Genomic DNA, 20,787 nt, shown 5'->3' on the forward strand with positions numbered 1-20,787 from the left:
GGAGCATCGATGACACCCCTCGCCCTTCTGACCTACCCGAACATCGATCCGATCGCGTTCGAGTATGGCCCGATCTCGATCAAGTGGTACGGCATCGCGTACCTCGCCGGGCTTGTGCTCGGCTGGCTTTATATTCGCCGCCTGATCTCGACCCCGCGACTGTGGTTCGCCGACAAGCCGCCGATGACGCTCGAGCGCGTCGACGATCTTCTGCTTTTCATGACCGGCGCGATCATCATCGGCGGCCGTCTCGGACAGGTTCTCCTGTACGATCCCGGCTACTATTTCGCCAACCCGGCTGAGATCGTCAAAGTCTGGAAAGGCGGCATGAGCTTCCACGGCGCGCTGATCGCAGCCGGGCTTTTCATTTTGATCTTCTCACGCGTGTTCAAGGTGTCGGCGCGCTCCGTCATGGACCTGTGCTGCGCGGCGGTTCCGATCGGGCTTTTTTTCGGCCGCATCGCGAACTTCATCAATTCGGAGCACTGGGGCCGCACGACGACGGCGGCCGTCGGCATGGTTTTCCCGAACGGCGGACCTGACCCGCGCCATCCGAGCCAACTCTACGAAGCGGCGCTCGAAGGCCTGGTGATGTGGATCATCATCCGTTTCGCGACGCATCGCATGCTGGCGCTGAAACGCCCCGGTCTCGTCACCGGCATCTGGCTCATCTGGTACGCGATCGCGCGTGCGATATGTGAATTCTTCCGCGAGCCGGAGCCCGATCATATTCTCAATATCGGTCCCTTCACGGCGGGTCAGGTCTACTGTCTGCCGATGCTGCTGATCGGGCTCTACATGGTCTGGTCGGCGCGGCAATCGGAGGCCCCTGGAAAGGTATCGGCTTGAGCGACGATCCGATCACGCACCGCGATACGCCGCTCGGACGGCTGATCAAGGAGAGCATTCAGCGCGATGGTCCGATGACGGTCCAGGCGTACATGGCGCGATGCCTCTGGGATGAGCCGTTCGGCTACTATCGCAGGCAGCGCGTTTTCGGCGCGTCGGGCGACTTCATCACGGCCGCCGACATCAGCCAGGTTTTCGGCGAGCTGATCGGCGTCTGGACCGGGGTCGTATGGCAGACCGTCTTCGGCGCGCCGGACACGATCACGCTCGCAGAATACGGTCCCGGGCGCGGAACTATGATGCGCGACGCGTTGCGCGCCGCCCGCGTTGTGCCAGGATTTGCCGAGGCGGTCCGTCCTTACCTGATCGAAGCTAGCCAAACGCTGTCGCAACTGCAGGCGGCGACCCTCGCCGACTTCCGCAGCCGAAGCACGTGGGGGGCCAAGCTCGACGAATTTTCGCCACCGGCGATCATCGTGGCGAATGAATTTCTCGATTCCTGGCCGGTGGCGCAGTGGATCAAGACGGTTGACGGCTGGCGCATCAGGGGCGTCGGATTGAACGCTTCGGGCCACCTCGAATTCACGGCGATCGACGGCGATTGTCCGCGCGAAGCGTTCGACGCCTTGCTGCCCGACGCGCCGCTCGGTGCGGTCGTCGAAACACAACGTCTCGACCGGCTGGCCGAAGCGCTGCAAAGCCTGATGCAGCGCGGGCCGGTCGTGCTGCTGCTGATCGATTACGGACACACCGTCGCCGCCGCAGGCGATACGCTGCAAGCCGTGCGCGAGCACAAATATGAATCGCCGCTCGCGTCACCCGGCGAGGCCGATCTGACCGTGCACGTCAATTTTTACGATCTCGCGTCGACACTCTATCGCGCCGGATTGGCGCTCGACGGTCCAGTGACGCAGGCCGAGTTTCTCGGAGCGGTCGGGATCGTCGAACGCGCGTCGCGGCTGATGTCGGCCAATCCGCAGCGGGCGGGCGAGATCGAGGCAGGCGTCGCGCGCCTGCTGGCGCCGAATGGCATGGGTTCGCGCTTCAAGGTGCTGGCGGCACGGTCTCCGGACTTGTCGCCGCTCCCCGGATTTCGCGCGGCGGTGGCGACCGGCGGCCCGCCGCACCAGTCTTGAAGGAGCCCGTGCGCGCCATGCTTTCGCCTCTCGTTGCCGAAAACCTCACAGCGCTGCCGGGCATCCGGCACGGATTTTTTACGCGCCAGGGCGGCGTTTCGCAGGGCATCTACGCGAGCCTCAATTGCGGCCTCGGATCGAATGACGATGCCGGAAACGTGCTCGAAAACCGCCGCCGCATCGCGGATCATCTCGGAGGAACGAGCGGCGCGATCGTGACGCTCTATCAGGAGCACGGCACGACGGCGCGCGAGGTGACAAGCCTGCCTGCGCGTGATGCGCTTCCGCACGCCGACGCTGTCGTCTCCGCGACGCCGGGGCTCGTCATCGGCGTGCTGACGGCCGACTGCGCGCCGGTCCTCCTTGCGGACGCGGAGGCGCGCGTGGTGGCCGCTGCGCATGCTGGCTGGCGCGGCGCGCTCAACGGCATCGTCGAAAGCGCGACCAGGGAGATGGAGCGCCTTGGCGCCCGGCGCGACCGCATCCATGGGGCCGTTGGACCGTGCATCGGCCAGAACGCCTACGAGGTCGGGCCGGAGTTCGAAGCCGAATTCCTGAAAGCCGATCCGGGACACAAGGCGTTCTTCGTGCGACAGAGCGAGACGGCACGCCCGCACTTCGATCTTCCCGGCTTCGTTTTGCGACGCCTTCATGACGCCCGTATCGCGCATGCGGTGAGCCTCGCGACCTGCACCTGCGAGAACGAATCGCTTTTCTTCAGCTATCGGCGCAAAACGAAGCTGAAAGAGCCCGACTATGGCCGTCAAATCTCCGCCATCGTCGTGTCCTAAGCGCATAATCCACAGCGGAGTCTCACTTGATGCCCGTGTTTCGCGGGCTGACCACACTTTCGCTGGGCTGACGTCTGGACGGGCAGAGGCGGGCTGATTTAGAGGGTTAACGTCAGTCCGGTAGTATCTGGGGGAGTTCAGGCCGCGGGGTATAGTAATTCCGGCCGCCGGGAAGTTGCGGTTGGTCAAGGGGGGACGTCACGTGGCGACCTTATGCTCTGCTCGGACGCGCTCGCGCGGAAAATTTCTTATTACGATTGGATCGGCGCTCTGCGCGTCGGTTTTCACTCTCGGACTCGGCGGATGCTCATCGACACCGAGCATCCTCGGAGGCGATACGGCGCCACAGGCTTCGCTGACACAGCCGAGCGCGGCAACGCCCGTCTCATCGCGGACGGCGAAAATTCAAATCGCTCCCATCATCGGATCGCCCGACAATGTCGCGCGCGATCTTCAGACGGAACTTTCCTCCGCTATCGGGCGTAACGGCCTGACGGTCGCTGCGTCCACCGACGCAACGGGCGAATATGTGCTGCGCGGCTATATCGTCGCGGCGCGCGAAAAGACGAAAGCAAAGATCTCCTACATCTGGGACGTGACCGATCAGACGGGCAAACGCGTCCACCGCATCACGGGTGAGGAAGTCGTTGCGGGTGCGGGCAAGGATCCGTGGGCAGCCGTAACGCCGCCTGTCATCCAAGCCATCGCCGACAAGACCGCGAAGCAGATCGCAAGCTGGCTGCCCGGCGCCGGGGCCATCGTGGCGTCGAACACGCCGGCCGCAAGCACGCCGTTGGCCGCGGCTCCCGTCGCGCCGAAAGCATCTTACGAAACGGCTTCGACGCAACAGCCTTCGCCGACCACCGGAAGCATCGCAACCTCGGGTCCGATCACGGCTATCGTTCCGGCCGTTACCGGCGCGCCTGGCGATGGCGGCAGCTCGCTGACGATGGCAATCCAGCGCGAGCTTTCCAAGCACGGCTTGAGCCTCGCCAGCACGGCTGACGCCCGCTCCTATAAAGTCGAGGGCAAGGTCGCGCTCGGATCGACCAAAGACGGCAAGCAGCCGATCCAGATCGACTGGAACGTGCTCGACCCGTCGGGCAAGAAGCTCGGCACGGTCTCGCAGAAGAATGAAGTGCCGCAGGGGTCGCTCGACGGCGCCTGGGGCAAGACGGCGGACGCCGCCGCCGCTGCCGCCGCGCAAGGCATCATCAAGTTACTGCCGGACAAAAGTATAAATTAAGCAACCGGGTGGCGTGACAACATCTCGTCATAAATCAGGGCTCGGACGGTTGAATCGTCCGGGCCCAATTGCTACAAGCCCGGCCATAACAACGGTTCTGGAGTGGACATGCCTTTCGACATCAAAGGTGATGACGCCCGGAGCCTAGCGGGTCTAGGAAGGCTGGGCGTGAAGATCGTCGCGGGCAACAGCAATCGACCTCTAGCGGATGCAATCTGCGCTTATCTGAAGCTGCCGATGGCCAAAGGCCAGGTCAAGCGCTTCGCGGATATGGAAGTCTTCGTCGAGATCCAGGAAAACGTCCGCGGCCAGGACGTGTTCGTCATTCAATCGACGTCGTTTCCCGCCAACGACAATATGATGGAGCTGCTAATCCTGATGGACGCGCTGAAGCGTTCGTCGGCGCGGCGCATTACAGCCGTCATTCCCTATTTCGGATATGCGCGCCAGGATCGCAAACCCGGTCCGCGCACGCCAATCTCGGCGAAGCTCGTCGCGAACCTCATCGAGCGCGCAGGCGCCCAACGCGTGCTGACACTCGATCTGCACGCCGGACAGATCCAAGGCTTCTTCGACATCCCGACAGACAACCTCTTCGCGGCACCGGTCATGACACGCGACATCGAGGAGAATTTTGGAAGCACGGACGACATCGTTGTCGTTTCGCCTGACGTCGGCGGCGTCGTCAGGGCGCGCGCTCTCGCCAAGCGCATCGGCGCCCCCATCGCCATCTGCGACAAGCGTCGCGAACGCCCGGGCGAGAGCGAAGTCATGAACGTCATCGGCGACGTCGACGGCAAGCGTTGCATCCTGATCGATGACATCGTCGATTCCGGCGGAACACTGGTGAATGCCGCCGAAGCCCTGCTCAAGAATGGTGCGACGGAAGTTTCCGCCTACATCTCCCACGCCGTGCTCTCGGGCGGAGCCGTCAGCCGAATTCAGAATTCGCGCCTGAAATCTCTGGTCATCACCGATTCAATTCTGCCGACGGAAGCCGTCAGGGCCGCAAAGAACATTCGCGTTATCTCGATCGCGCCGCTGATCGGCGAAGCGATCCTGCGCACGAGCCGCGAAGAGAGCGTCTCAAGCCTTTTCTACTGATCCCCAAATCACGCTGTCAGATCAGAAAAGCTCCCGCCCGCCTGCATTTGTGATAGTCGGGAAAAATTCCCTATGCGATAGCTTTCCTCAGGAAAAATGACGGGAGTTCAATTCCCGCGGAGGAAGCGTGAACCGGGCCTCGGCGCGCAAATTCTTGACGTGCCTTTTCGCTCTCGCGGGTTGGGTTGCCGCGATCTCGAGCGTGCCGGTCGCCGTCGCCGGCCCGGCTCTCGATCAATATGAAATCAAAGATCTCAATAGCGTACCGGGCGCCATCGAATTCCAGAGCCAGAACGATTTTTCGTCGGGTAATCCGAGACGCCGCGTCCAGGCGGACGGCGCGGGAGTGATCGCCGATACGAATTCCGTGACCCGGCAGCGCGAGGGTCTGGAAGTCGAGATCGGGCTGACGTCGTTCGTCAAACTTCGCTTGGGCGTCGAGTTCGAACAAGGCCGAATTGACGATCCCAGATCGTTCAGCGACGCGAGACGCATGGGACCGCTGGAATTCGACGGCTACGGGGCGGAGACGATCTGGACTTTCGTTCCCAGAAAAGGCGACGGCGTGGGGGCGGGAGTTCTCGTTCAGTGGGATCAGTCCGCACATGCGGAAGAAGCGTCGACGCTGACGATCGGGCCGATCATCGAGTGGCAGCAGGGTGCCTGGAGCGCGACGCTCAATCCAACGGTCATTCAATATTTCGGAGGCGCGCTCGAGGACAAGCACAAGGTCGATTTCGGCTACGCCGCGCGCGTGATGTACCGTGCATCCAAGGAGTATGCGCTGGCGCTGGAATCCTACGGCGGCGTCGAACGCATCAGCGGAGACAACATCGGCGAGGCGGAGCGCCTTTTCGGAAAATTTAATCAGTATCGTCTCGGACCGGTTTTTTACTGGACGTTTGGCGACGATGACGACACCGATGAGACATCAAAAAAAGTAAAAGGCGAACGCGACGTCGAAACGACGGTCGGCACCGGCCTGCTCCTCGGCCTCAATAAGGACACGCCGGCCACGACATTGAAACTCAGCCTCGATATTGATTTCTAAATCGAGCGGGCCGTCCGCAAAACACCTGCGCTAGACGGATCGTGCTGGTATAATTCGAAGCGCAATAATTCCCGATCGCTTGCCGTGCAAAAGAGGATCGATCCATGACAATCAAAGGCTGGGCCGCGACAGCGGCGAACCGTCCTCTCGAACCCTTCGAATACGATCCAGGGTCACTCGGAGCCGACGACGTCGAGATCGCAGTCGAACATTGCGGCGTTTGCCATTCCGATGTGTCGATGATGAGCAACGAGTGGGGCATTACGACGTATCCGATCATTCCGGGGCATGAGGTCATCGGCAGGGTCGTTGCCCTCGGTTCGAACGCCAAGGGTCTGACGATGGGCCAGCGCGTCGGCATCGGCTGGGCATCCGGCAACTGCATGCACTGCGAGCAATGCGTGTCGGGCGACGGCAACCTGTGTTCGCAAGGTCAAGCGACCATCGTCGGCCGGCACGGCGGTTTCGCGGATCGCGTGCGCGTGCAGTGGCCGTGGGCCGCTCCAATTCCAGAGGGCCTCAAGGCGGAAGAGGCAGGACCGCTGATGTGCGGCGGCGTTACTGTGTTCACGCCATTCAGAGCCTTTGACGTGCGCCCGACGGATCGCGTCGGCGTCGTCGGTATCGGCGGACTCGGGCACCTCGCATTGCAATTCGCAAAGGCGTGGGGTTGCGAGGTCACGGCCTTCACATCCAACGACTCGAAGGCCGACGAAGCGCGCGGCTTCGGTGCGCACAACATCGTCAATTCGCGCAACGAAGGCGCGATCAAGAAAGCTGCGGGGACGCTCGACCTGTTGATCGTCACCGTCAACGTGCCGCTCGACTGGCGCGCAATGCTGGCGACGCTCAGGCCGAAGGGCCGCCTGCACTTCGTCGGCGCCGTTCTGGAACCCATTCCGGTTCACGCGTTCGATATCATCATGACGCAGCGGAGCGTGTCGGGCTCGCCGAATGGTGCACCAACGACGACGGCGCAAATGCTGAATTTCGCGGCGCGCCACAACATCCTGCCGCAGACGGAGCATTTCCCGCTCGCGAAGGTCAACGACGCGATGCAGCACCTGCTCGACGGCAAGGCGCGCTATCGCATCGTGCTCGATATGTAGCTTTGGAAGTGGAACGAAAATATTCGGGCGGCGCTCAGTCGATGCCGCCCGACACGCAGGCCGCGCAACGGCCGCGCAATTCCATCGTCATCGAGCGCACCTTGAAATCGTTCTTGCTTGCCCAGCCCTGAAGGCTTTTGACGGCAGCGGGGCTGTCGAATTCCTTGACCGTTCCGCAAGCGTCGCAAATGGCGAACACGGCCTTGCCCTGGTGGTGAGGGTGTTCACAAGCGACGAAGGCGTTGAGGCTTTCGAGCCGGTGCGCGAGGCCGTCGTCGATCAAGCGTTGTAGAGCCCTGTAAACCGTCGGAGGGGCGCTGACGCCTTTAACACGGACTTTCTCGATCAGCTCATAGGCGCTGAGGGGGCGGCCGACGTCCCGCAGCGCTTCGACGATGATTTTGTCCTGATCGGCCGCGCTACGGCGCTTGGAAGGCTTGCGGATCATACTTTGCGGCATCTCCAGACCCCCATTCACGGGACGAATCGTCCGCGTTTTCTAAGGCGCTGGACTAATATGCTGATTTCTGGGGTAACTTTCCAGTCTGCTCGAAGTAAAGGCCGCGCCAGATCCACGCCCGGCAAGCATTGCGCGCCCGGCAAAGCCCGGTTATACACCGGCCATCTCACGAAGACATTCCTGAGACGCCGCACGGCACCCTTGGAGGCCGTTTCGCGGCTTTTGGCTCTTTCCGATAGGCGGCAAGAGCATAACACTCGGAGACGATGCCATGTCTGAGCTGATCACGCTCAAGGCTACGGCGCGCCCGCGTGCCGGCAAGGGGGCCGCACGCCAAGCTCGCCGCGATGGAAATGTACCCGCCGTTATTTACGGCAATCAAGAAACCCCGGAAACGATCAATCTCGAATACAACGAGTTGTGGAAGCAGGTCCTTCGCGGCCACTTCACCTCGACTGCGATCGAGCTCGATGTCGAAGGCAAAAAGCACGTCGTGCTTGCCCGCGACGTGCAGGTCGATCCCGTCCGCGATACGCCGCTGCATGTCGATTTCCAGCGCGTCGGCAAGGACGGCATCATTCGAGTTTCGATCCCGATGCATTTCATTAACGAGACGCTCTCGCCCGGTTTGAAGCGTGGCGGTGTGCTCAACATCGTGCGTCACGACGTCGAAGTTTTTGCGCCCTATGACAAGATTCCGCGCTTCTTCGAGATCAACCTCGAAGGTCTCGAAATCGGACGCTCGATCCACATTTCGTCCGTCAGCATGCCGGAAGGCGTGTCACCAGTGATCAAGAGCCGTGACTTCACGGTCGCGACGATCGCAGGCGCGCTGAAGGGCGACGACGACTCCGCGTCTACGACGACGGATGCTGCAGCACCTGCAGATGCGAAGGGCGCTGCTCCTGCCGCCGCCGGTGGCAAGGCTGCTGCTCCCGCAGCGAAAGGCGCGGCTCCTGCCGCTGCGAAGCCGGCTGCCGCGAAACCTGCCGCGAAGAAGTAATAAGACTTGGCCCCGGCGACTGCTCTTCTGGGAGCCGGCCGCCGGGCTCAGCTTTTTTTAGTTGGACCTGGTGGCTCCCCTTCTGGGAGCCGGCCGCCAGGATCGGCTTTTTTAGTTGGACCTGGCGACTCCCCTTCGGGGAGCCGGCCGCCAGGTCCGTTTCCGGCCTGCTTGCCGGAGGCGAGTCGGAAGGCGCGATAAAAAATGAAGCTCTTCGTCGGTCTCGGAAATCCCGGTGAAAAGTACAGCGCCAACCGCCACAACATCGGTTTCCTGGCGCTCGACCGGATCGCGGAGCGTCACGGCTTCGGACCGTGGCGGAAAAAATTCCAGGGTCTCGTTTCGGAAGGCACGATCGGCACGGATCGCGTCCTGCTGCTGAAGCCCGAAACGTATATGAACGAAAGCGGCCGCTCAGTCGGCGACGCGCAGCGCTTTCTCAAGATCCCCCTTTCCGACGTTTACGTGTTCCACGACGAACTCGACCTTGCTCCCGGCAAGGTGAAGGTGAAGGCGGGCGGCGGCAACGCTGGTCACAACGGCTTGCGCTCGATCTCGGCGCACCTCGACAACGATTATAAGCGCGTGCGGCTCGGCATTGGGCATCCTGGCTCCAAGGATGCCGTCGTCTATTATGTGCTCAACGATTTCGCGAAATCGGAACGCGGGTGGCTATCCGATCTTCTCGACGCGGTTTCGGACGCCGCGCCGTTTCTCGCGAAAGGCGACGACGCGCGATTCCTGAGCGACGTCGCGAAAACGCTTTATGCCGAGCCTTCGCCCAAGAAAGCCAAGGATGAAGCAGAGCAACCGGCTCCGCAGCCTGCCAAAAAGCCGGCCTCCCCGTCACACCCGTCCGGAGAACGCTCTTCCAAACGCCAATCGGCGCTTGCCGAGAACCTGAAAAAATGGCTCGGTGCGCGAAAGTCGGGAGATGGCGACGCGTAATGCGTTTCGCCGGGGCGTCGTTCCAGCGTTGAGGTTTGCCGATGACCGATTACCAAGCGGAAGCCCGTTCGGGCTGGCTGGCGTCACCTCTCGGCAGCCGCTTCAATCTTGCGATCGGCGCGCTGGCGTTGCTGTTCACGCTCGGCGTCTTCGGCAACGTCGCGTGGGATGCGTATCGTTCGAACTATAAAGATAAGAGCGGCGTCAAGCGGATCATCGCCAAGCGCTGGAACGAGCGCACGCTCGTCTTTCCGGTTGAAGGCTCGGACCGGGCCGGGCGGCGCGCGCTCTTCGATGTCGTCGTCCTGACCAAGGATTATGGATGGGTGCGCGGCTCGACGACGGAACTCGAAAAATTCGATCGCCGCCTGTCGCCGGATGACATTCAGACGGAAGTTCTGGCACCGCAGCTTCGGCAAGGTCTCGGCTCGGCGCGCGGACTTATCGCGGTCGGACTCGCTAGTCAGGAAGGCGCGGTCGAGCGCGAGGAACAACGCGGCGGGTTAAGGGCGGAACGGATCGCGCAGTGGGTGCGCGAGGCGCTCGGCGGCGACGTCCCGATGTGGACGCTGAACCTCGGCCGCTACATCGAACCGTGCCTCGAATGCGAAGATGCCGACACGAGCTGGCAGCGGCCGTTCATCGTGATCGCAGTGCGCAAAGCGGACGATGGCACGCACATTTCCGAAGCACTCGCGGACGCGATGTCGGGCACCATCAACCTGCCCAGTCCGGACCGCTACTCGACGTTTGCGTTCGCCAAGTTCAAGAAGTGAGCCAAAGGGCCGCAGATGCGGCCGATTTCGCTTCACAACGCGGCGCGTCTCGCTTAACCCACGGCGATCACCTGGCGTCAACTCCGGCGGAATTCTCCAAGCAATGGGCTTCAAATGCGGTATCGTCGGCCTGCCGAACGTCGGCAAGTCGACCCTCTTCAACGCGCTGACGCAGACGGCTGCGGCGGAAGCTGCGAACTATCCGTTCTGCACGATCGAGCCGAACGTCGGCGAGGTCGCGGTTCCCGATGCGCGGCTTGAAACGCTGGCCAAGATCGCGGGCAGCAAAGAAATCATTCCGACGCGTCTGACCTTCGTCGATATCGCGGGGCTTGTGCGCGGCGCATCGAAGGGCGAAGGGCTCGGCAACAAGTTTCTCTCGCACATCCGCGAAGTCGACGCCGTGGCCTACGTGCTGCGCTGCTTCGTCGACGACGACATCACGCACGTTGAAAATCGTATCGATCCGCTCGCCGACGCCGATGTCGTCGAGACGGAGCTGATGCTCGCCGATCTCGAAAGCCTCGAAAAGCGCGTCTCGCAAATCGAGAAAAAAGCCAAGACCGGCGATAAGGAGGCGAAGGCGCAATTCGCCGTAATGGAGAAGCCGCTGCTGCTGTTGCGCGAAGGCAAACCCGCCCGCCTCGCAGCGATGACGCCGGAAGAGATGCCCGCCTTTCGCGCACTTCAACTTTTGACGTCGAAGCCTATCGTCTACGTTTGCAACGTCGAGGAAAGCGCGGCGGCCCACGGCAACGCGTTTTCAAAGCAGGTCGAGGATCGCGCGAAGGCGGAGGGCGCGGCTGTCGTCATCATTTCCGCCAAAATCGAGAGCGAATTTTCAGGTCTTGCGCCAGAAGATCGCGACGCGTTTCTGGCAGAGATGGGTCTCGAGGAAGCGGGCCTCAATCGCTTGATCCGCGCGGGTTACTCACTGCTGGATCTCGTGACGTATTTCACCGTCGGACCGAAGGAAGCCCGCGCTTGGACGATCACGCGCGGAACGAAAGGTCCGCAGGCGGCGGGCGTCATTCATACGGATTTCGAAAAGGGTTTCATCCGCGCCGAAACGATCGCTTATGCCGACTATGTCTCCGGCAACGGCGAAGCGGGGGCCAAGGACGCGGGGAAAATGCGGCTGGAAGGCAAGGAATATGTCGTCCAGGATGGCGACGTCATGCACTTCAGGTTCGCCAACTAGAGCCTTTGTTTAGTCGTGCTTCTTATCGGAAAACCGGTTCCCACTTTTCCGGAAGCACTCTAGGATATTCCGGTTATGACCGACGCGCTGCCCGACCGCCTGTCCAACGATCCGAAAAGCCCCTTCTATAATGAAGAGGTTTTGAAGCGCGACATCGGCATCCGCTTCAACGACGTCGAGAAAAACAACGTCGAGGAATACTGCGTCAGCGAAGGCTGGGTTCGCGTCGCAGCGGGCAATGCCAAGGACCGCACCGGCCGTCCGATGACCTTGAAGCTCAAGGGCAAGGTTGAGCCGTACATAAGAGCAGCTGAGTAAACGTTTTCTGGCTTATCGCGCCGCGCGTCGTTTGCGGGTTGCGGCCGCCTTGCGCGCCGAGGCGCTACGAGCTGCGGCAGATCGCGATGCCGAAGCCTTGCCGCCGATTTTTCCGCCGCGTTTCGACGAAACGTGCGTGTCTTTTTTTCCGCGACCCGAACCGCTCTTGTTGCCGCCACCGCTTTCCTTGTTCACCGTCGCCCATGCCCGGCGCTCGGCCTCATCTTTATTTACGCCGCGTTTCTCGTAACCTTCCTCGATATGTTCGGCCTTGCGTTTTTGCTTGCCGGTATATGAGGATTTGTCGCCTCGGGGCATGGCTGTCTCCTTCAAGGTTCATCGAACTGTTCATCGAACTCTGGCGGAGCAACGCGCAAGGGCATCGGAAGTTTCGCGGCAAGCACTGGCGATGCATCTGTCGCCTCGGCGTTCTCCAATAGGGAGGATCGGCCGAGGCGACAACTCAAGCAAAGCTATCTTTACTCACGAACCGGACGCCCAGTTATTCGGCCGCTTCGGCTCGCGGCATCGGCACCGTCACGCCCATCCGCTTTGCAACGCCCGCGCCGTAAGCGGGGTCGCACGTTGCGAAATGCGCCACCTGGCGTTCGATGATGAACGTCGGCACGCCCTGCATCGCAGCGGCAATATTGTCCATCAGACGCTCGCGGCCATCGGATGATAGCAGGCGGAACAGGTCGCCCGGCTGCGTATAGTCGTCGTTGCCGAGGCGATGATTGTAGCGGTCGGCATCGCCCGAGATCTTGAGGGGCGGCTCGCGGAATGCCGGCGTCTCCTTCGGTCCGCCGAAAGAATTCGGCTCGTAGTATGCGTCGGGATTGCCGGTGTCATTGGGGAAGAACCGCATCGCGCCGTCCTTATGGTAGTGGTGAACCGGGCATTTTGGAGCGTTGACGGGCAACGCTTCGTAATGCGTGCCGAGGCGATGCCGGTGCGCGTCCGCATATGAGAAGATCCGCGCCTGAAGCATCTTGTCCGGCGAAAAGCCGATGCCCGGAATTATGTTCGACGGGGAGAATGCCGCCTGCTCGATCTCGGCAAAATAATTGTCCGCGTTGCGGTTCAACTCGACGATACCGACCTCGATCAACGGATACTCGGCGTGCGGCCAGACTTTTGTCAGATCGAACGGATTGTAAGCGGTCTTGTCGGCGTCCGCCTCCGGCATAACCTGAACGAACATGCGCCACTTCGGAAAATCGCCCTTCTCGATCGAACCAAACAGATCTTCCTGATAGCTTTCGCGCGTCTTTCCGATGAGTTCCGCAGCTTCGGCATTCGTGTGATGCTGATGACCCTGCAGCGTCTTGAAATGGAATTTCACCCAGTAGCGCTCGCCGGCTACGTTCAGAAACGAGTACGTGTGCGAACCATAGCCGTTCATATGGCGAACACCGATCGGGCAGCCGCGATCCGAAAACAGAATTGTCACTTGGTGCAGGCTTTCCGGCGACAATGACCAAAAGTCCCACATCGCGGTCGGCGAGCGAAGATTGGTTTTCGGATGCCGCTTTTGCGTATGGATGAAATCCGGGAATTTCAGAGGATCGCGGACGAAGAAGACCGGCGTGTTGTTGCCAACGAGGTCCCAGTTTCCTTCTCCGGTATAAAACTTGATCGAAAAGCCGCGCACGTCGCGTTCCGCGTCGGCAGCGCCGAGTTCACCGGCAACGGTCGAAAAGCGGATCAGAAGATCGGTCTTTTTGCCGATCGCATCGAACAGCTTGGCGTGCGTGTACTTCGAGATATCCTGCGTCACCGTCAGGGTGCCGAATGCACCCCAGCCTTTGGCGTGAACGACGCGCTCAGGAATGCGCTCGCGGTTCTGATGTGCAAGCTTTTCAAGCAGCTGATAGTCCTGCAACAGCAGTGGACCGCGTGCGCCCGTGGAAAGAGAGTTCTGGTTGTCGGCGATGGGCGCGCCAGCGGTCGTTGTGAGCTTGGTCGTGTCTGTCATTGTTAACGTCATCCTCGAATTTACGTCGAGGGCTCACGAAACATCAGAATGATTTTAAAGACCAATCCGTTTGTTAAGCGGTGCTCATAACCTAATCTTATGATGATCAGGCGAGCTGATCGTGGCGATAAATAGGACGCGCACGTCAAAATTATTTATCAGCGACGTTGCGGCCGTAAGTTTTGAATTTTTCGAGCAGCAGCGTCATCTCATCGTCGTTCAAGATGTTCGCAGGGCCGAGCGTCAGGACCTTATAGTATTGCTCGGCCAGTACCTCGACTTCGGCCGCAAGCTCGAGCGCATGATCGAGCGTCGCGCCGATCGCGATCTGTCCGTGGTTCGCCATCAGGCAGGCGTCGCGTTCCTTCAAGCCGGCCGCAACGTGACGCGCCAGTTCTTCGGTGCCGAAAGTGGCGTAGGGCACGCACGGGATATCCTTTCCGCCCGCGGCGCCAATCATGTAATGAAAAGCCGGTATCGCGCGGTGTGCGCAGGCGAGAACCGTTGCATGCATCGAATGCGTATGGACGACGGCGAAGCGATCCGGGCGCGCGCGATAAGCCGCCAGGTGAAAATGCCATTCGGTCGAGGGCGTCTGAAGATCGTCGGGCACGCTGCCGTCGGCGGAGACGAACACGATGTCGGCGGGGCCGATATCTTCGTAGCGCCGACCGGATGGCGTGATCAGCATGCCGTCGTCGAAGCGGCACGAAACATTCCCAGATCGCCCTGGTGAAAGCCCCGAGGCGCTCATCGCAAGCGCCGTGTCGAGCACAGCCTTTCTGAGGCTCTTTTCACTCGGACGCTTGGACTTGCTTCGGCTCATGCCGCGCAGCTTTTCTTTTCGGGATAGAGCGACAACAAACCGTCCCGCGACGCTTCGCAGACACCGCGTTCGGTGATGAACCCCGTCACGAGCCTGGCGGGCGTGACGTCGAACGCCGGGTTGCGGGCGGGCGTTCCGTCCGCCGAGATCGCCACGGACGCGACGGCGCCGTCGGGGAGACGCCCTTGCACGCGGAGGACCTCCTCGGCGCCGCGCTCCTCGATCGGGATATCGGCGCCGCGCTCGATGCTCCAGTCGATCGTCGAGTAGGGAAGCGCGACATAAAACGGTACGCCGTTGTCATGGGCAGCAAGCGCCTTCAGATACGTGCCGATCTTATTGGCAACGTCGCCGCAAGCGGTGACGCGGTCGGTGCCGACGATGACCATATCAACGCAATCGCGCTGCATGAAATGGCCGCCAGCGTTGTCGGCGATCAGCGTATAGGGCACGCCGTGCTGCGCCAGCTCGAATGCGGTCAATGCCGATCCCTGACAGCGCGGCCGTGTTTCGTCGACCCAGACGTGCACCGGAATTCCCGAATCGTGCGCCTGATAAATCGGAGACGTCGCGGTTCCCCAATCGACGCACGCGAGCCATCCGGCATTGCAGTGCGTCAGGATGTTGACCGGTTCGCCCGGTCGTTCGTTGGCAAGCTCCTGGATCAAGCGCAATCCGTTGAGGCCGATGCGGCGGCACGTCTCGACGTCGTCGTCAGCAATCTCGGCGGCACGGGCATAGGCCGCCTCAGCGCGGGCTTTCGGCGCGAGAGGCGCAAGCGTCGCCTCGAGATCGTTCAAGGCCCAGCGCAGGTTCACGGCCGTCGGACGCTGCTCGGCAAGAAACTTCAAAGCATGTTTGAGGGCTGCGTCGGAGGGATCGGCATGCATCGCCAGCGCCACACCATACGCCGCCGTGACGCCGATCAGCGGCGCGCCGCGAACTTGCATCGACTTGATCGCGTGCGCTGCATCTTCGAGCGTTCGCAAGGTTTTCCGGAGGACAGTATGCGGCAGCATCGTCTGGTCGAGGATGCCGACCGACCAGCCGTCGGGCTCGAGCCAGATGGTGCGCGATGCGATGCCGTCAATTTTCATTCTGCGCCTCCAACGTCTTCGATTTTGCAAACGCCCGAATTTCCATCGCGGCCTCGACGGCGCGTGTCTGCAACAACATATGCGCGGCTGAAAATGCGACGATCCGCGCACCGCCTTTATTGCATACGGCTTTTTGCATGGCTGTTATCGACACGAGCCAATCCTTGCGCCCATGGAGAACCAGGACGGGACAGCGAAGCCTGGCGAAGTCATCTCTCACATCGACCTCCGCGATAGCCCGAAGGCGCGCCGCACGGACGGGGCGCGACAGGCCGCGAACAATCTGGTCAACCTTGTTTCTCAGTTCGTCGTCGCCATAGGAACCCATCAATATCGCATCCCTGATCCTCTTTGGCGTCGCCTCGGGTTCGGTATGCGCTGCCCGGCGCATGAACCAGCTCGGCAAGGGGGTCTGCAAGAACGTGGCCGCGAGGATCACGCCCTTGATCTGAGGCCCGAGCTGGGCCGCGACGCGCACCGCAACGGGGCCGGAAAACGACTCGCCGAGAAGGAAGACCCGGCGCTGCCCGATCAACCGGCGCGCCAGCTCTGCATATCCCGCATAGCCCAGGCTCGGATCGTTGGGATAGCGCATGACGTTTACCGTGAATTCATCCGCGAGACTGGCAGCCACGCGATCGAACAATTCGCCGGTGCCGTCGAGGCCGGGCAGCAGGACGATTTCATCGGCGGGAGCGGTCATCACGTCTCCGGCACCCCGGCCATCGGGATGTGGACCGTCGCGTCGAGACCGCAGCTTTCACACGTCAACACATACCATTCCGCGTAGGGGCGGGCGGAGCGGTCGACGATCGCGAGACCAGACGCTCCGCACACGGGGCAACGACACGGAGCGTCGGGGTCGGAGCGCCATGCGGTAATGGCAGCCAACGCAGTCTTCAGTTGCTCTCCGGAAAGGGACACAGCCGCGACTAATGACCTCCGAACGACACGAGCGCATGACTTTCGACGCCGAGGTCCGACAACCGTTTCATGCCGCCAAGATCCGGCAGGTCGACGATGAACGTCGCTCCGACGATCGTGCCGCCGGAGCGCTGCACGAGTTTCGCGGCCGCTTCCGCAGTGCCACCGGTTGCGATCAGATCGTCGACGATGAGCACGCGCGTGCCGTGCGCGATCGCATCCTCATGCACCTCGATAACGTCGACACCGTATTCGAGCGTGTACTCCTGACCGATGGTCTTCCACGGCAGCTTGCCCTTCTTGCGGATCGGAATGAAGCCGCATTCGAGGCGGTCGGCAATCGCGCCTCCGAGGATAAATCCGCGTGCCTCGATGCCCGCGACGGCCGCGATTTTTTCGTTCTCGAAGGGCTTCGTCATGTGCTTGATGGCTTTCTTCAAGCCCTTGGGATTGGCGAGGAGTGTGGTGATATCGCGGAACATAATTCCAGGTTTCGGATAATCAGGAATGGTCCGGATGAGGTCTTCGAGGTCTTGCACGTGCTGCACTCCCGCCCAATTGACGGCGCAAAATAGCAATATCGCTGGCGTCTAGGTAGAAGCAGCGTAGCCCTTTACGGTCGATTGTTCCGTGACGTGGCTAAATAATAGTTTGCTGAGGCACAACGAGATGGCAGCACAAGGCTCGACCGCGATGGCCGGCCCCGACTTCGGCTCGTTCTCCGACGATACTGACGACCTTCCCAGGACGTTCAGGCGTGAAAAGGAAGCCCGTGCGCGCGAGGCGCAAGAGCGTGCCGCGAGGGAGCGTGCGGCCGCACCCACGCTTTCGACGGGCGTCGAGGATTACTCCCGGCCGCAGCCGCAGATCTACCGCTCCGCCGAAAATGAACCGTGTATTGGCAACGCTCCTGTCGCCGCCACGGTGCGGGCCTTCGACGTGCCGTTCGCGCGCCTCGTCACATTCTTTCTGAAGGCGGCGATCGCGGCGGTTCCGGCGATGCTGCTTCTCGGGGTCATCCTGTGGTTCGTCGGCGCGGGCCTTGAAATGGTCTTCCCGCAGCTCATCAAGATGAAAATCCTGATCGGCTTCAATTAGCCATTAGCTGCTCGCCAGGACGCGTCCCGCGACCGCGTCGAGCTTCTTCAAGAGTTCGGGATCACGCGCCTCGGGTGGCGTGATGATCGCGACGTCGAGCGCCCGGTCCGAGCCGATCGGACATGCCGGGTGCTCGCGCGGGAAGTCGCGTGCGAGGCGCGCCACCAGCCGCTGCGCCTTGCCGGTATTTTCCTGCATCACCTCGATGATCGCCGCCACGTCGACGTGCGCGTGGTCATCGTGCCAGCAATCGTAGTCCGTCACCATCGCGACGCTCGCGTAACAGAGTTCGGCTTCGCGGGCGAGCTTGGCTTCCGGCATGTTCGTCATGCCAATGACGTCACACCCCCACGAGCGGTAGAGATTGCTCTCAGCGCGCGTCGAGAACTGTGGACCTTCCATCGCCAGATAGGTGCCGCCGCGATGGATTTTGATATTTTCGGATTTGGCGGCTTTCTCGAGCGCCTTGTGCAGAAGTGGGCTGGTCGGGTCGCCCATCGCGACGTGCGCGACGCAGCCCTTGCCGAAGAAAGATTTCGCGCGGGCGAAGGTGCGATCGATGAACTGGTCGGGCAGGACGAAATCGCCGGGCTTATATTTCTTCTTGAGCGAGCCGCACGCCGAGACCGACACAAGATCGGTGACGCCGGCGCGCTTCAGGGCGTCGACGTTGGTGCGATAATCAATGTCGCTCGGCGACAACTTATGACCGCGGCCGTGGCGCGGCAAGAAGCGGATCGGCAGGCCGTCGATGTCGGCGAAAAGGATGTCATCGGAGGGCTGTCCCCATGGGCTGTCGATGCGACGCCATTCGGCGTGTGCCAGGCCCGGCAAGTTGTAGAAGCCGCTGCCGCCAACGATGCCGAGAACCGATTGCGTCATAGCCTTATCCTCCCCCTCGAGACACCGGGCGCCACTTAAAAGAAAAAAGGCCCCGCAAGCGAGGCCTTTTCGAAATCACATATTATTGGCAGAGCGCGATCCTGGAGCCTTCCCGCTTTTCCGGAAGCACTCTAGGTCTTTGTTTGTCGTGCTTCTTATCGGAAAACCGGTTCCCACTTTTCCGGAAGCACTCAGTGCTTGATCGCCGACCAGATGCGCTTCTTGCCGATGTAGAGAAGAATCGTTGTGACAAGCAGATAAAGGATGACCTGCCAGCCGATCCGCTTGCGCTGATCGAAGTGCGGGTCCGCCGTCCACGACAGGAAGGCCGCGACGTCGTGAGCGTAATTCTCAACGGTTCCCGGCGTGCCATCCTGATAGGTCACAACGCCTTCCGATAGCGGCGGCGGCATGCTGATCTGATGGCCTGCGAAGGCCTTGTTGTAATATTTGCCTTCCGCCAGCGAGAAGCTCGCGGGCGCGTCGGTATATTCCGTCAGGAGCGCGACGAGATAATCGGCGCCGCCTTCCTGATAGCCCTTGAAGATATCGCCGAGCATCAGGAACGGATGAATGTACCAGGCCGGATTGCGCTCGATGCCGCGAGCACGGGCGATCAGCGAGAGATCGGGAGGCAGCGCGCCGTTTTGCGCGGCACGAGCTTCCTGATCGTTCTTGAAGGGTCCATGGATCGTGTCCGACAGCAGCGGCGGACGCTCGAACATCTTGCCTTCGTCGTTCGGGCCGTCGGTGATCTGGTTCGGCCATTCGGCGGCCAACGCCCTGACCGACGCTTCCGGGAACTCCGGACCGCCCGGCTGGACGAGGTTGCGGAATGCGACCCGCTTCAAGCCGTGACAGGCCGAGCAGACTTCCTTGTAGACCTGAAATCCGCGTTGCAGCTGGGCGCGGTCGAACTGACCGGTGAACCCCGAGAACGCCCACGACTGACGGGCAATCTCTGGGTGGCCGCCTTCTTCGCCATGCGCGACAACCGGAACCACGACGAGTGCGGCCACGATGCCGGCAAGTGCGTGAGAGAAACGTCTGTTCATCTGTCTCTCTCCTCTCAGCGCTTTTCAGGGGCGGCAGTCGCGCCCTCTGGCAATATCGCGCCGCCGCCAAGCACGGCTTCGCTTATCGAACGTGGCAACTTCCTCGGCGTCTCGATCAAGCCGACGACCGGCATGATGACGAGGAAGAACATGAAGTAGTAGACGGTGAAGATCTGCGCCCACGTGACGTACACGCCTTCCGCCGGTTTCGAACCGAGGTAGCCGAGCGCAACGCAGGTAAACAGAAAGAGCCAGAAGAACCACTTGAAGATCGGCCGGTACTTCGCCGACCGCACGCGCGAGGTGTCGAGCCACGGCGCGAACGCGATGATCAGCACGGCCGCGAACATCGCAATGACGCCCGCCAGCTTAGCAAACTGTCCGAGCGGAATGCCGAGGAACGAGCTCGTGAAGGCGCGCAGGATCGCGTAGAACGGCAGGAAGTACCATTCGGGCACGATGTGCGGCGGAGTGACGAGCGGATTGGCCTCGACGTAGTTGTCGGCGTGACCCAGGTAGTCCGGCAGGAAGAAGACGAACCACGCGAACAGGATGAGGAAGGCAAAAAGGCCGACCGCATCTTTCGAGGTGGCGTAGGGGTGCATCGGAACGGAATCGCTCGGCTGCTTCAGATCGATGCCGGTGGGATTGTTCTGACCGACGACGTGCAACGCCCAGATGTGAAGCCCGACGACGCCCGTCAGCACGAACGGCAGCAGATAGTGCAGCGAGAAGAAGCGGTTGAGCGTTACACCCGACACCGAATAGCCGCCCCATAACCACTCGACGACGACCGTGCCCAGCCCCGGTATAATCGTATCGAGGGCCGAGAATAGGTTGGTGATGACGGTGACGCCCCAGAAGCTCATCTGCCCCCAGGGCAACGTGTAGCCCATGAAGCCGGTCGCCATCATCAGCAGCATGATCAGGACGCC

Annotated in this window: 23 protein-coding genes and 1 pseudogene; 13 read left to right on the forward strand and 11 right to left on the reverse strand. The window is 61.4% G+C overall.

Annotated features, from left to right (window positions below):
- The 7 genes from lgt to WC026_RS15810 all read left to right on the forward strand — a co-directional run.
- Window positions 1–849: prolipoprotein diacylglyceryl transferase (gene lgt, locus WC026_RS15780; RefSeq protein WP_372711964.1), on the forward strand; the 849-nt coding region annotated here is incomplete at its 5' end.
- Complete coding sequence (locus WC026_RS15785; RefSeq protein WP_372711965.1) at window positions 846–1,985, forward strand: class I SAM-dependent methyltransferase; 1,140 nt, start codon at window positions 846–848, stop codon at window positions 1,983–1,985. The genes lgt and WC026_RS15785, both read left to right, overlap by 4 nt.
- Window positions 1,986–2,002: 17 nt before the next feature.
- Window positions 2,003–2,776: a peptidoglycan editing factor PgeF gene (gene pgeF, locus WC026_RS15790; protein ID WP_372711966.1), complete on the forward strand. Its 774-nt coding sequence runs from the start codon at window positions 2,003–2,005 to the stop codon at window positions 2,774–2,776.
- A gap of 202 nt (window positions 2,777–2,978) precedes the next feature.
- On the forward strand, window positions 2,979–4,022 hold the full coding sequence (locus WC026_RS15795) for a hypothetical protein (protein WP_372711967.1): 1,044 nt from the start codon (window positions 2,979–2,981) through the stop codon (window positions 4,020–4,022).
- 168 nt (window positions 4,023–4,190) lie between these two features.
- Window positions 4,191–5,126: a ribose-phosphate pyrophosphokinase gene (locus WC026_RS15800; RefSeq protein ID WP_372711968.1), complete on the forward strand. Its 936-nt coding sequence runs from the start codon at window positions 4,191–4,193 to the stop codon at window positions 5,124–5,126.
- 127 nt (window positions 5,127–5,253) lie between these two features.
- Window positions 5,254–6,177: a hypothetical protein gene (locus WC026_RS15805; RefSeq protein WP_372711969.1), complete on the forward strand. Its 924-nt coding sequence runs from the start codon at window positions 5,254–5,256 to the stop codon at window positions 6,175–6,177.
- Window positions 6,178–6,281: 104 nt separating this feature from the next.
- The gene (locus tag WC026_RS15810; RefSeq protein WP_372711970.1) at window positions 6,282–7,286 is read left to right on the forward strand and encodes an NAD(P)-dependent alcohol dehydrogenase; all 1,005 of its coding nucleotides are present in this window, start codon (window positions 6,282–6,284) and stop codon (window positions 7,284–7,286) included.
- Between the two features lie 34 nt (window positions 7,287–7,320).
- On the opposite strand, the gene WC026_RS15815 is transcribed toward WC026_RS15810, so the two are convergent.
- The gene (locus WC026_RS15815; RefSeq protein WP_372711971.1) at window positions 7,321–7,734 is read right to left on the reverse strand and encodes a Fur family transcriptional regulator; all 414 of its coding nucleotides are present in this window, start codon (window positions 7,732–7,734) and stop codon (window positions 7,321–7,323) included.
- Window positions 7,735–8,017: 283 nt separating this feature from the next.
- Here WC026_RS15815 and WC026_RS15820 point away from each other — a divergent pair, with 283 nt between their 5' ends.
- From WC026_RS15820 to WC026_RS15840, 5 genes and pseudogenes are all read left to right on the forward strand, one after another.
- Window positions 8,018–8,749: a 50S ribosomal protein L25/general stress protein Ctc gene (locus WC026_RS15820; RefSeq protein ID WP_372711972.1), complete on the forward strand. Its 732-nt coding sequence runs from the start codon at window positions 8,018–8,020 to the stop codon at window positions 8,747–8,749.
- A 204-nt stretch (window positions 8,750–8,953) separates the two neighbouring features.
- A pseudogene (gene pth, locus WC026_RS15825) lies at window positions 8,954–9,502 on the forward strand (aminoacyl-tRNA hydrolase); the annotation flags it as partial.
- 236 nt (window positions 9,503–9,738) lie between these two features.
- Window positions 9,739–10,473, forward strand: coding sequence for a hypothetical protein (locus tag WC026_RS15830; protein WP_372711973.1), 735 nt, complete (start codon window positions 9,739–9,741; stop codon window positions 10,471–10,473).
- Window positions 10,474–10,576: 103 nt separating this feature from the next.
- Window positions 10,577–11,674: a redox-regulated ATPase YchF gene (gene ychF, locus WC026_RS15835; RefSeq protein WP_372711974.1), complete on the forward strand. Its 1,098-nt coding sequence runs from the start codon at window positions 10,577–10,579 to the stop codon at window positions 11,672–11,674.
- Between the two features lie 75 nt (window positions 11,675–11,749).
- Window positions 11,750–11,992, forward strand: coding sequence for a DUF3297 family protein (locus tag WC026_RS15840; RefSeq protein WP_372711975.1), 243 nt, complete (start codon window positions 11,750–11,752; stop codon window positions 11,990–11,992).
- 12 nt (window positions 11,993–12,004) lie between these two features.
- Here the strand turns inward: WC026_RS15840 and WC026_RS15845 are convergent, their stop codons facing one another.
- The 7 genes from WC026_RS15845 to WC026_RS15875 all read right to left on the reverse strand — a co-directional run bounded on the left by WC026_RS15845 (window position 12,005) and on the right by WC026_RS15875 (window position 17,365).
- Complete coding sequence (locus tag WC026_RS15845; RefSeq protein WP_372711976.1) at window positions 12,005–12,310, reverse strand: plasmid stabilization protein; 306 nt, start codon at window positions 12,308–12,310, stop codon at window positions 12,005–12,007.
- Between the two features lie 184 nt (window positions 12,311–12,494).
- Window positions 12,495–13,970: a catalase gene (locus WC026_RS15850; RefSeq protein ID WP_372711977.1), complete on the reverse strand. Its 1,476-nt coding sequence runs from the start codon at window positions 13,968–13,970 to the stop codon at window positions 12,495–12,497.
- 151 nt (window positions 13,971–14,121) lie between these two features.
- Window positions 14,122–14,796 carry a class II aldolase/adducin family protein gene (locus WC026_RS15855; protein ID WP_372711978.1) on the reverse strand — a complete coding sequence of 225 codons (675 nt, stop codon included), beginning with the start codon at window positions 14,794–14,796 and terminating at the stop codon, window positions 14,122–14,124.
- Window positions 14,793–15,893, reverse strand: a complete 1,101-nt coding sequence (mtnA, locus tag WC026_RS15860) for an S-methyl-5-thioribose-1-phosphate isomerase (protein WP_372711979.1) — start codon at window positions 15,891–15,893, stop codon at window positions 14,793–14,795. Before mtnA ends, WC026_RS15855 begins: the two co-directional genes overlap by 4 nt.
- Complete coding sequence (locus WC026_RS15865; RefSeq protein ID WP_372711980.1) at window positions 15,883–16,596, reverse strand: alpha/beta fold hydrolase; 714 nt, start codon at window positions 16,594–16,596, stop codon at window positions 15,883–15,885. Before WC026_RS15865 ends, mtnA begins: the two co-directional genes overlap by 11 nt.
- Window positions 16,596–16,784: a hypothetical protein gene (locus tag WC026_RS15870; protein WP_372711981.1), complete on the reverse strand. Its 189-nt coding sequence runs from the start codon at window positions 16,782–16,784 to the stop codon at window positions 16,596–16,598. Before WC026_RS15870 ends, WC026_RS15865 begins: the two co-directional genes overlap by 1 nt.
- Before the next feature lie 41 nt (window positions 16,785–16,825).
- Window positions 16,826–17,365, reverse strand: coding sequence for an adenine phosphoribosyltransferase (locus tag WC026_RS15875; protein ID WP_372711982.1), 540 nt, complete (start codon window positions 17,363–17,365; stop codon window positions 16,826–16,828).
- 121 nt (window positions 17,366–17,486) lie between these two features.
- Between WC026_RS15875 and WC026_RS15880 the strand changes: the two genes are divergently transcribed.
- Window positions 17,487–17,915, forward strand: coding sequence for a hypothetical protein (locus WC026_RS15880; protein WP_372711983.1), 429 nt, complete (start codon window positions 17,487–17,489; stop codon window positions 17,913–17,915).
- 3 nt (window positions 17,916–17,918) lie between these two features.
- On the opposite strand, the gene WC026_RS15885 is transcribed toward WC026_RS15880, so the two are convergent.
- The 3 genes from WC026_RS15885 to WC026_RS15895 form a co-directional block, all read right to left on the reverse strand.
- Window positions 17,919–18,797, reverse strand: a complete 879-nt coding sequence (locus WC026_RS15885) for an S-methyl-5'-thioadenosine phosphorylase (RefSeq protein ID WP_372711984.1) — start codon at window positions 18,795–18,797, stop codon at window positions 17,919–17,921.
- Window positions 18,798–18,988: 191 nt separating this feature from the next.
- Window positions 18,989–19,852: a cytochrome c1 gene (locus WC026_RS15890; RefSeq protein WP_372711985.1), complete on the reverse strand. Its 864-nt coding sequence runs from the start codon at window positions 19,850–19,852 to the stop codon at window positions 18,989–18,991.
- Window positions 19,853–19,866: 14 nt separating this feature from the next.
- The coding region (locus WC026_RS15895) for a cytochrome bc complex cytochrome b subunit (RefSeq protein ID WP_372711986.1) at window positions 19,867–20,787 on the reverse strand (921 nt) is incomplete at its 5' end.

The organism is Hyphomicrobium sp. (genome assembly GCF_041674905.1).
Classification (GTDB): Bacteria; Pseudomonadota; Alphaproteobacteria; order Rhizobiales; family Hyphomicrobiaceae; genus Hyphomicrobium_B.

Bases quoted from the DNA above. Each gene is read 5' to 3' on its own strand.
- ychF (WP_372711974.1), top strand. From the start codon at position 10,577: ATGGGCTTCAAATGCGGTATCGTCGGCCTGCCGAACGTCGGCAAGTCG.
- pgeF (WP_372711966.1), top strand. From the start codon at position 2,003: ATGCTTTCGCCTCTCGTTGCCGAAAACCTCACAGCGCTGCCGGGCATC.
- WC026_RS15865 (WP_372711980.1), bottom strand. From the start codon at position 16,596: ATGACCGCTCCCGCCGATGAAATCGTCCTGCTGCCCGGCCTCGACGGC.
- WC026_RS15810 (WP_372711970.1), top strand. From the start codon at position 6,282: ATGACAATCAAAGGCTGGGCCGCGACAGCGGCGAACCGTCCTCTCGAA.
- WC026_RS15890 (WP_372711985.1), bottom strand. From the start codon at position 19,852: ATGAACAGACGTTTCTCTCACGCACTTGCCGGCATCGTGGCCGCACTC.
- WC026_RS15820 (WP_372711972.1), top strand. From the start codon at position 8,018: ATGTCTGAGCTGATCACGCTCAAGGCTACGGCGCGCCCGCGTGCCGGC.
- WC026_RS15815 (WP_372711971.1), bottom strand. From the start codon at position 7,734: ATGATCCGCAAGCCTTCCAAGCGCCGTAGCGCGGCCGATCAGGACAAA.
- WC026_RS15880 (WP_372711983.1), top strand. From the start codon at position 17,487: ATGGCAGCACAAGGCTCGACCGCGATGGCCGGCCCCGACTTCGGCTCG.
- WC026_RS15840 (WP_372711975.1), top strand. From the start codon at position 11,750: ATGACCGACGCGCTGCCCGACCGCCTGTCCAACGATCCGAAAAGCCCC.
- WC026_RS15850 (WP_372711977.1), bottom strand. From the start codon at position 13,970: ATGACAGACACGACCAAGCTCACAACGACCGCTGGCGCGCCCATCGCC.
- WC026_RS15845 (WP_372711976.1), bottom strand. From the start codon at position 12,310: ATGCCCCGAGGCGACAAATCCTCATATACCGGCAAGCAAAAACGCAAG.
- WC026_RS15855 (WP_372711978.1), bottom strand. From the start codon at position 14,796: ATGAGCCGAAGCAAGTCCAAGCGTCCGAGTGAAAAGAGCCTCAGAAAG.
- WC026_RS15885 (WP_372711984.1), bottom strand. From the start codon at position 18,797: ATGACGCAATCGGTTCTCGGCATCGTTGGCGGCAGCGGCTTCTACAAC.
- mtnA (WP_372711979.1), bottom strand. From the start codon at position 15,893: ATGAAAATTGACGGCATCGCATCGCGCACCATCTGGCTCGAGCCCGAC.
- WC026_RS15830 (WP_372711973.1), top strand. From the start codon at position 9,739: ATGACCGATTACCAAGCGGAAGCCCGTTCGGGCTGGCTGGCGTCACCT.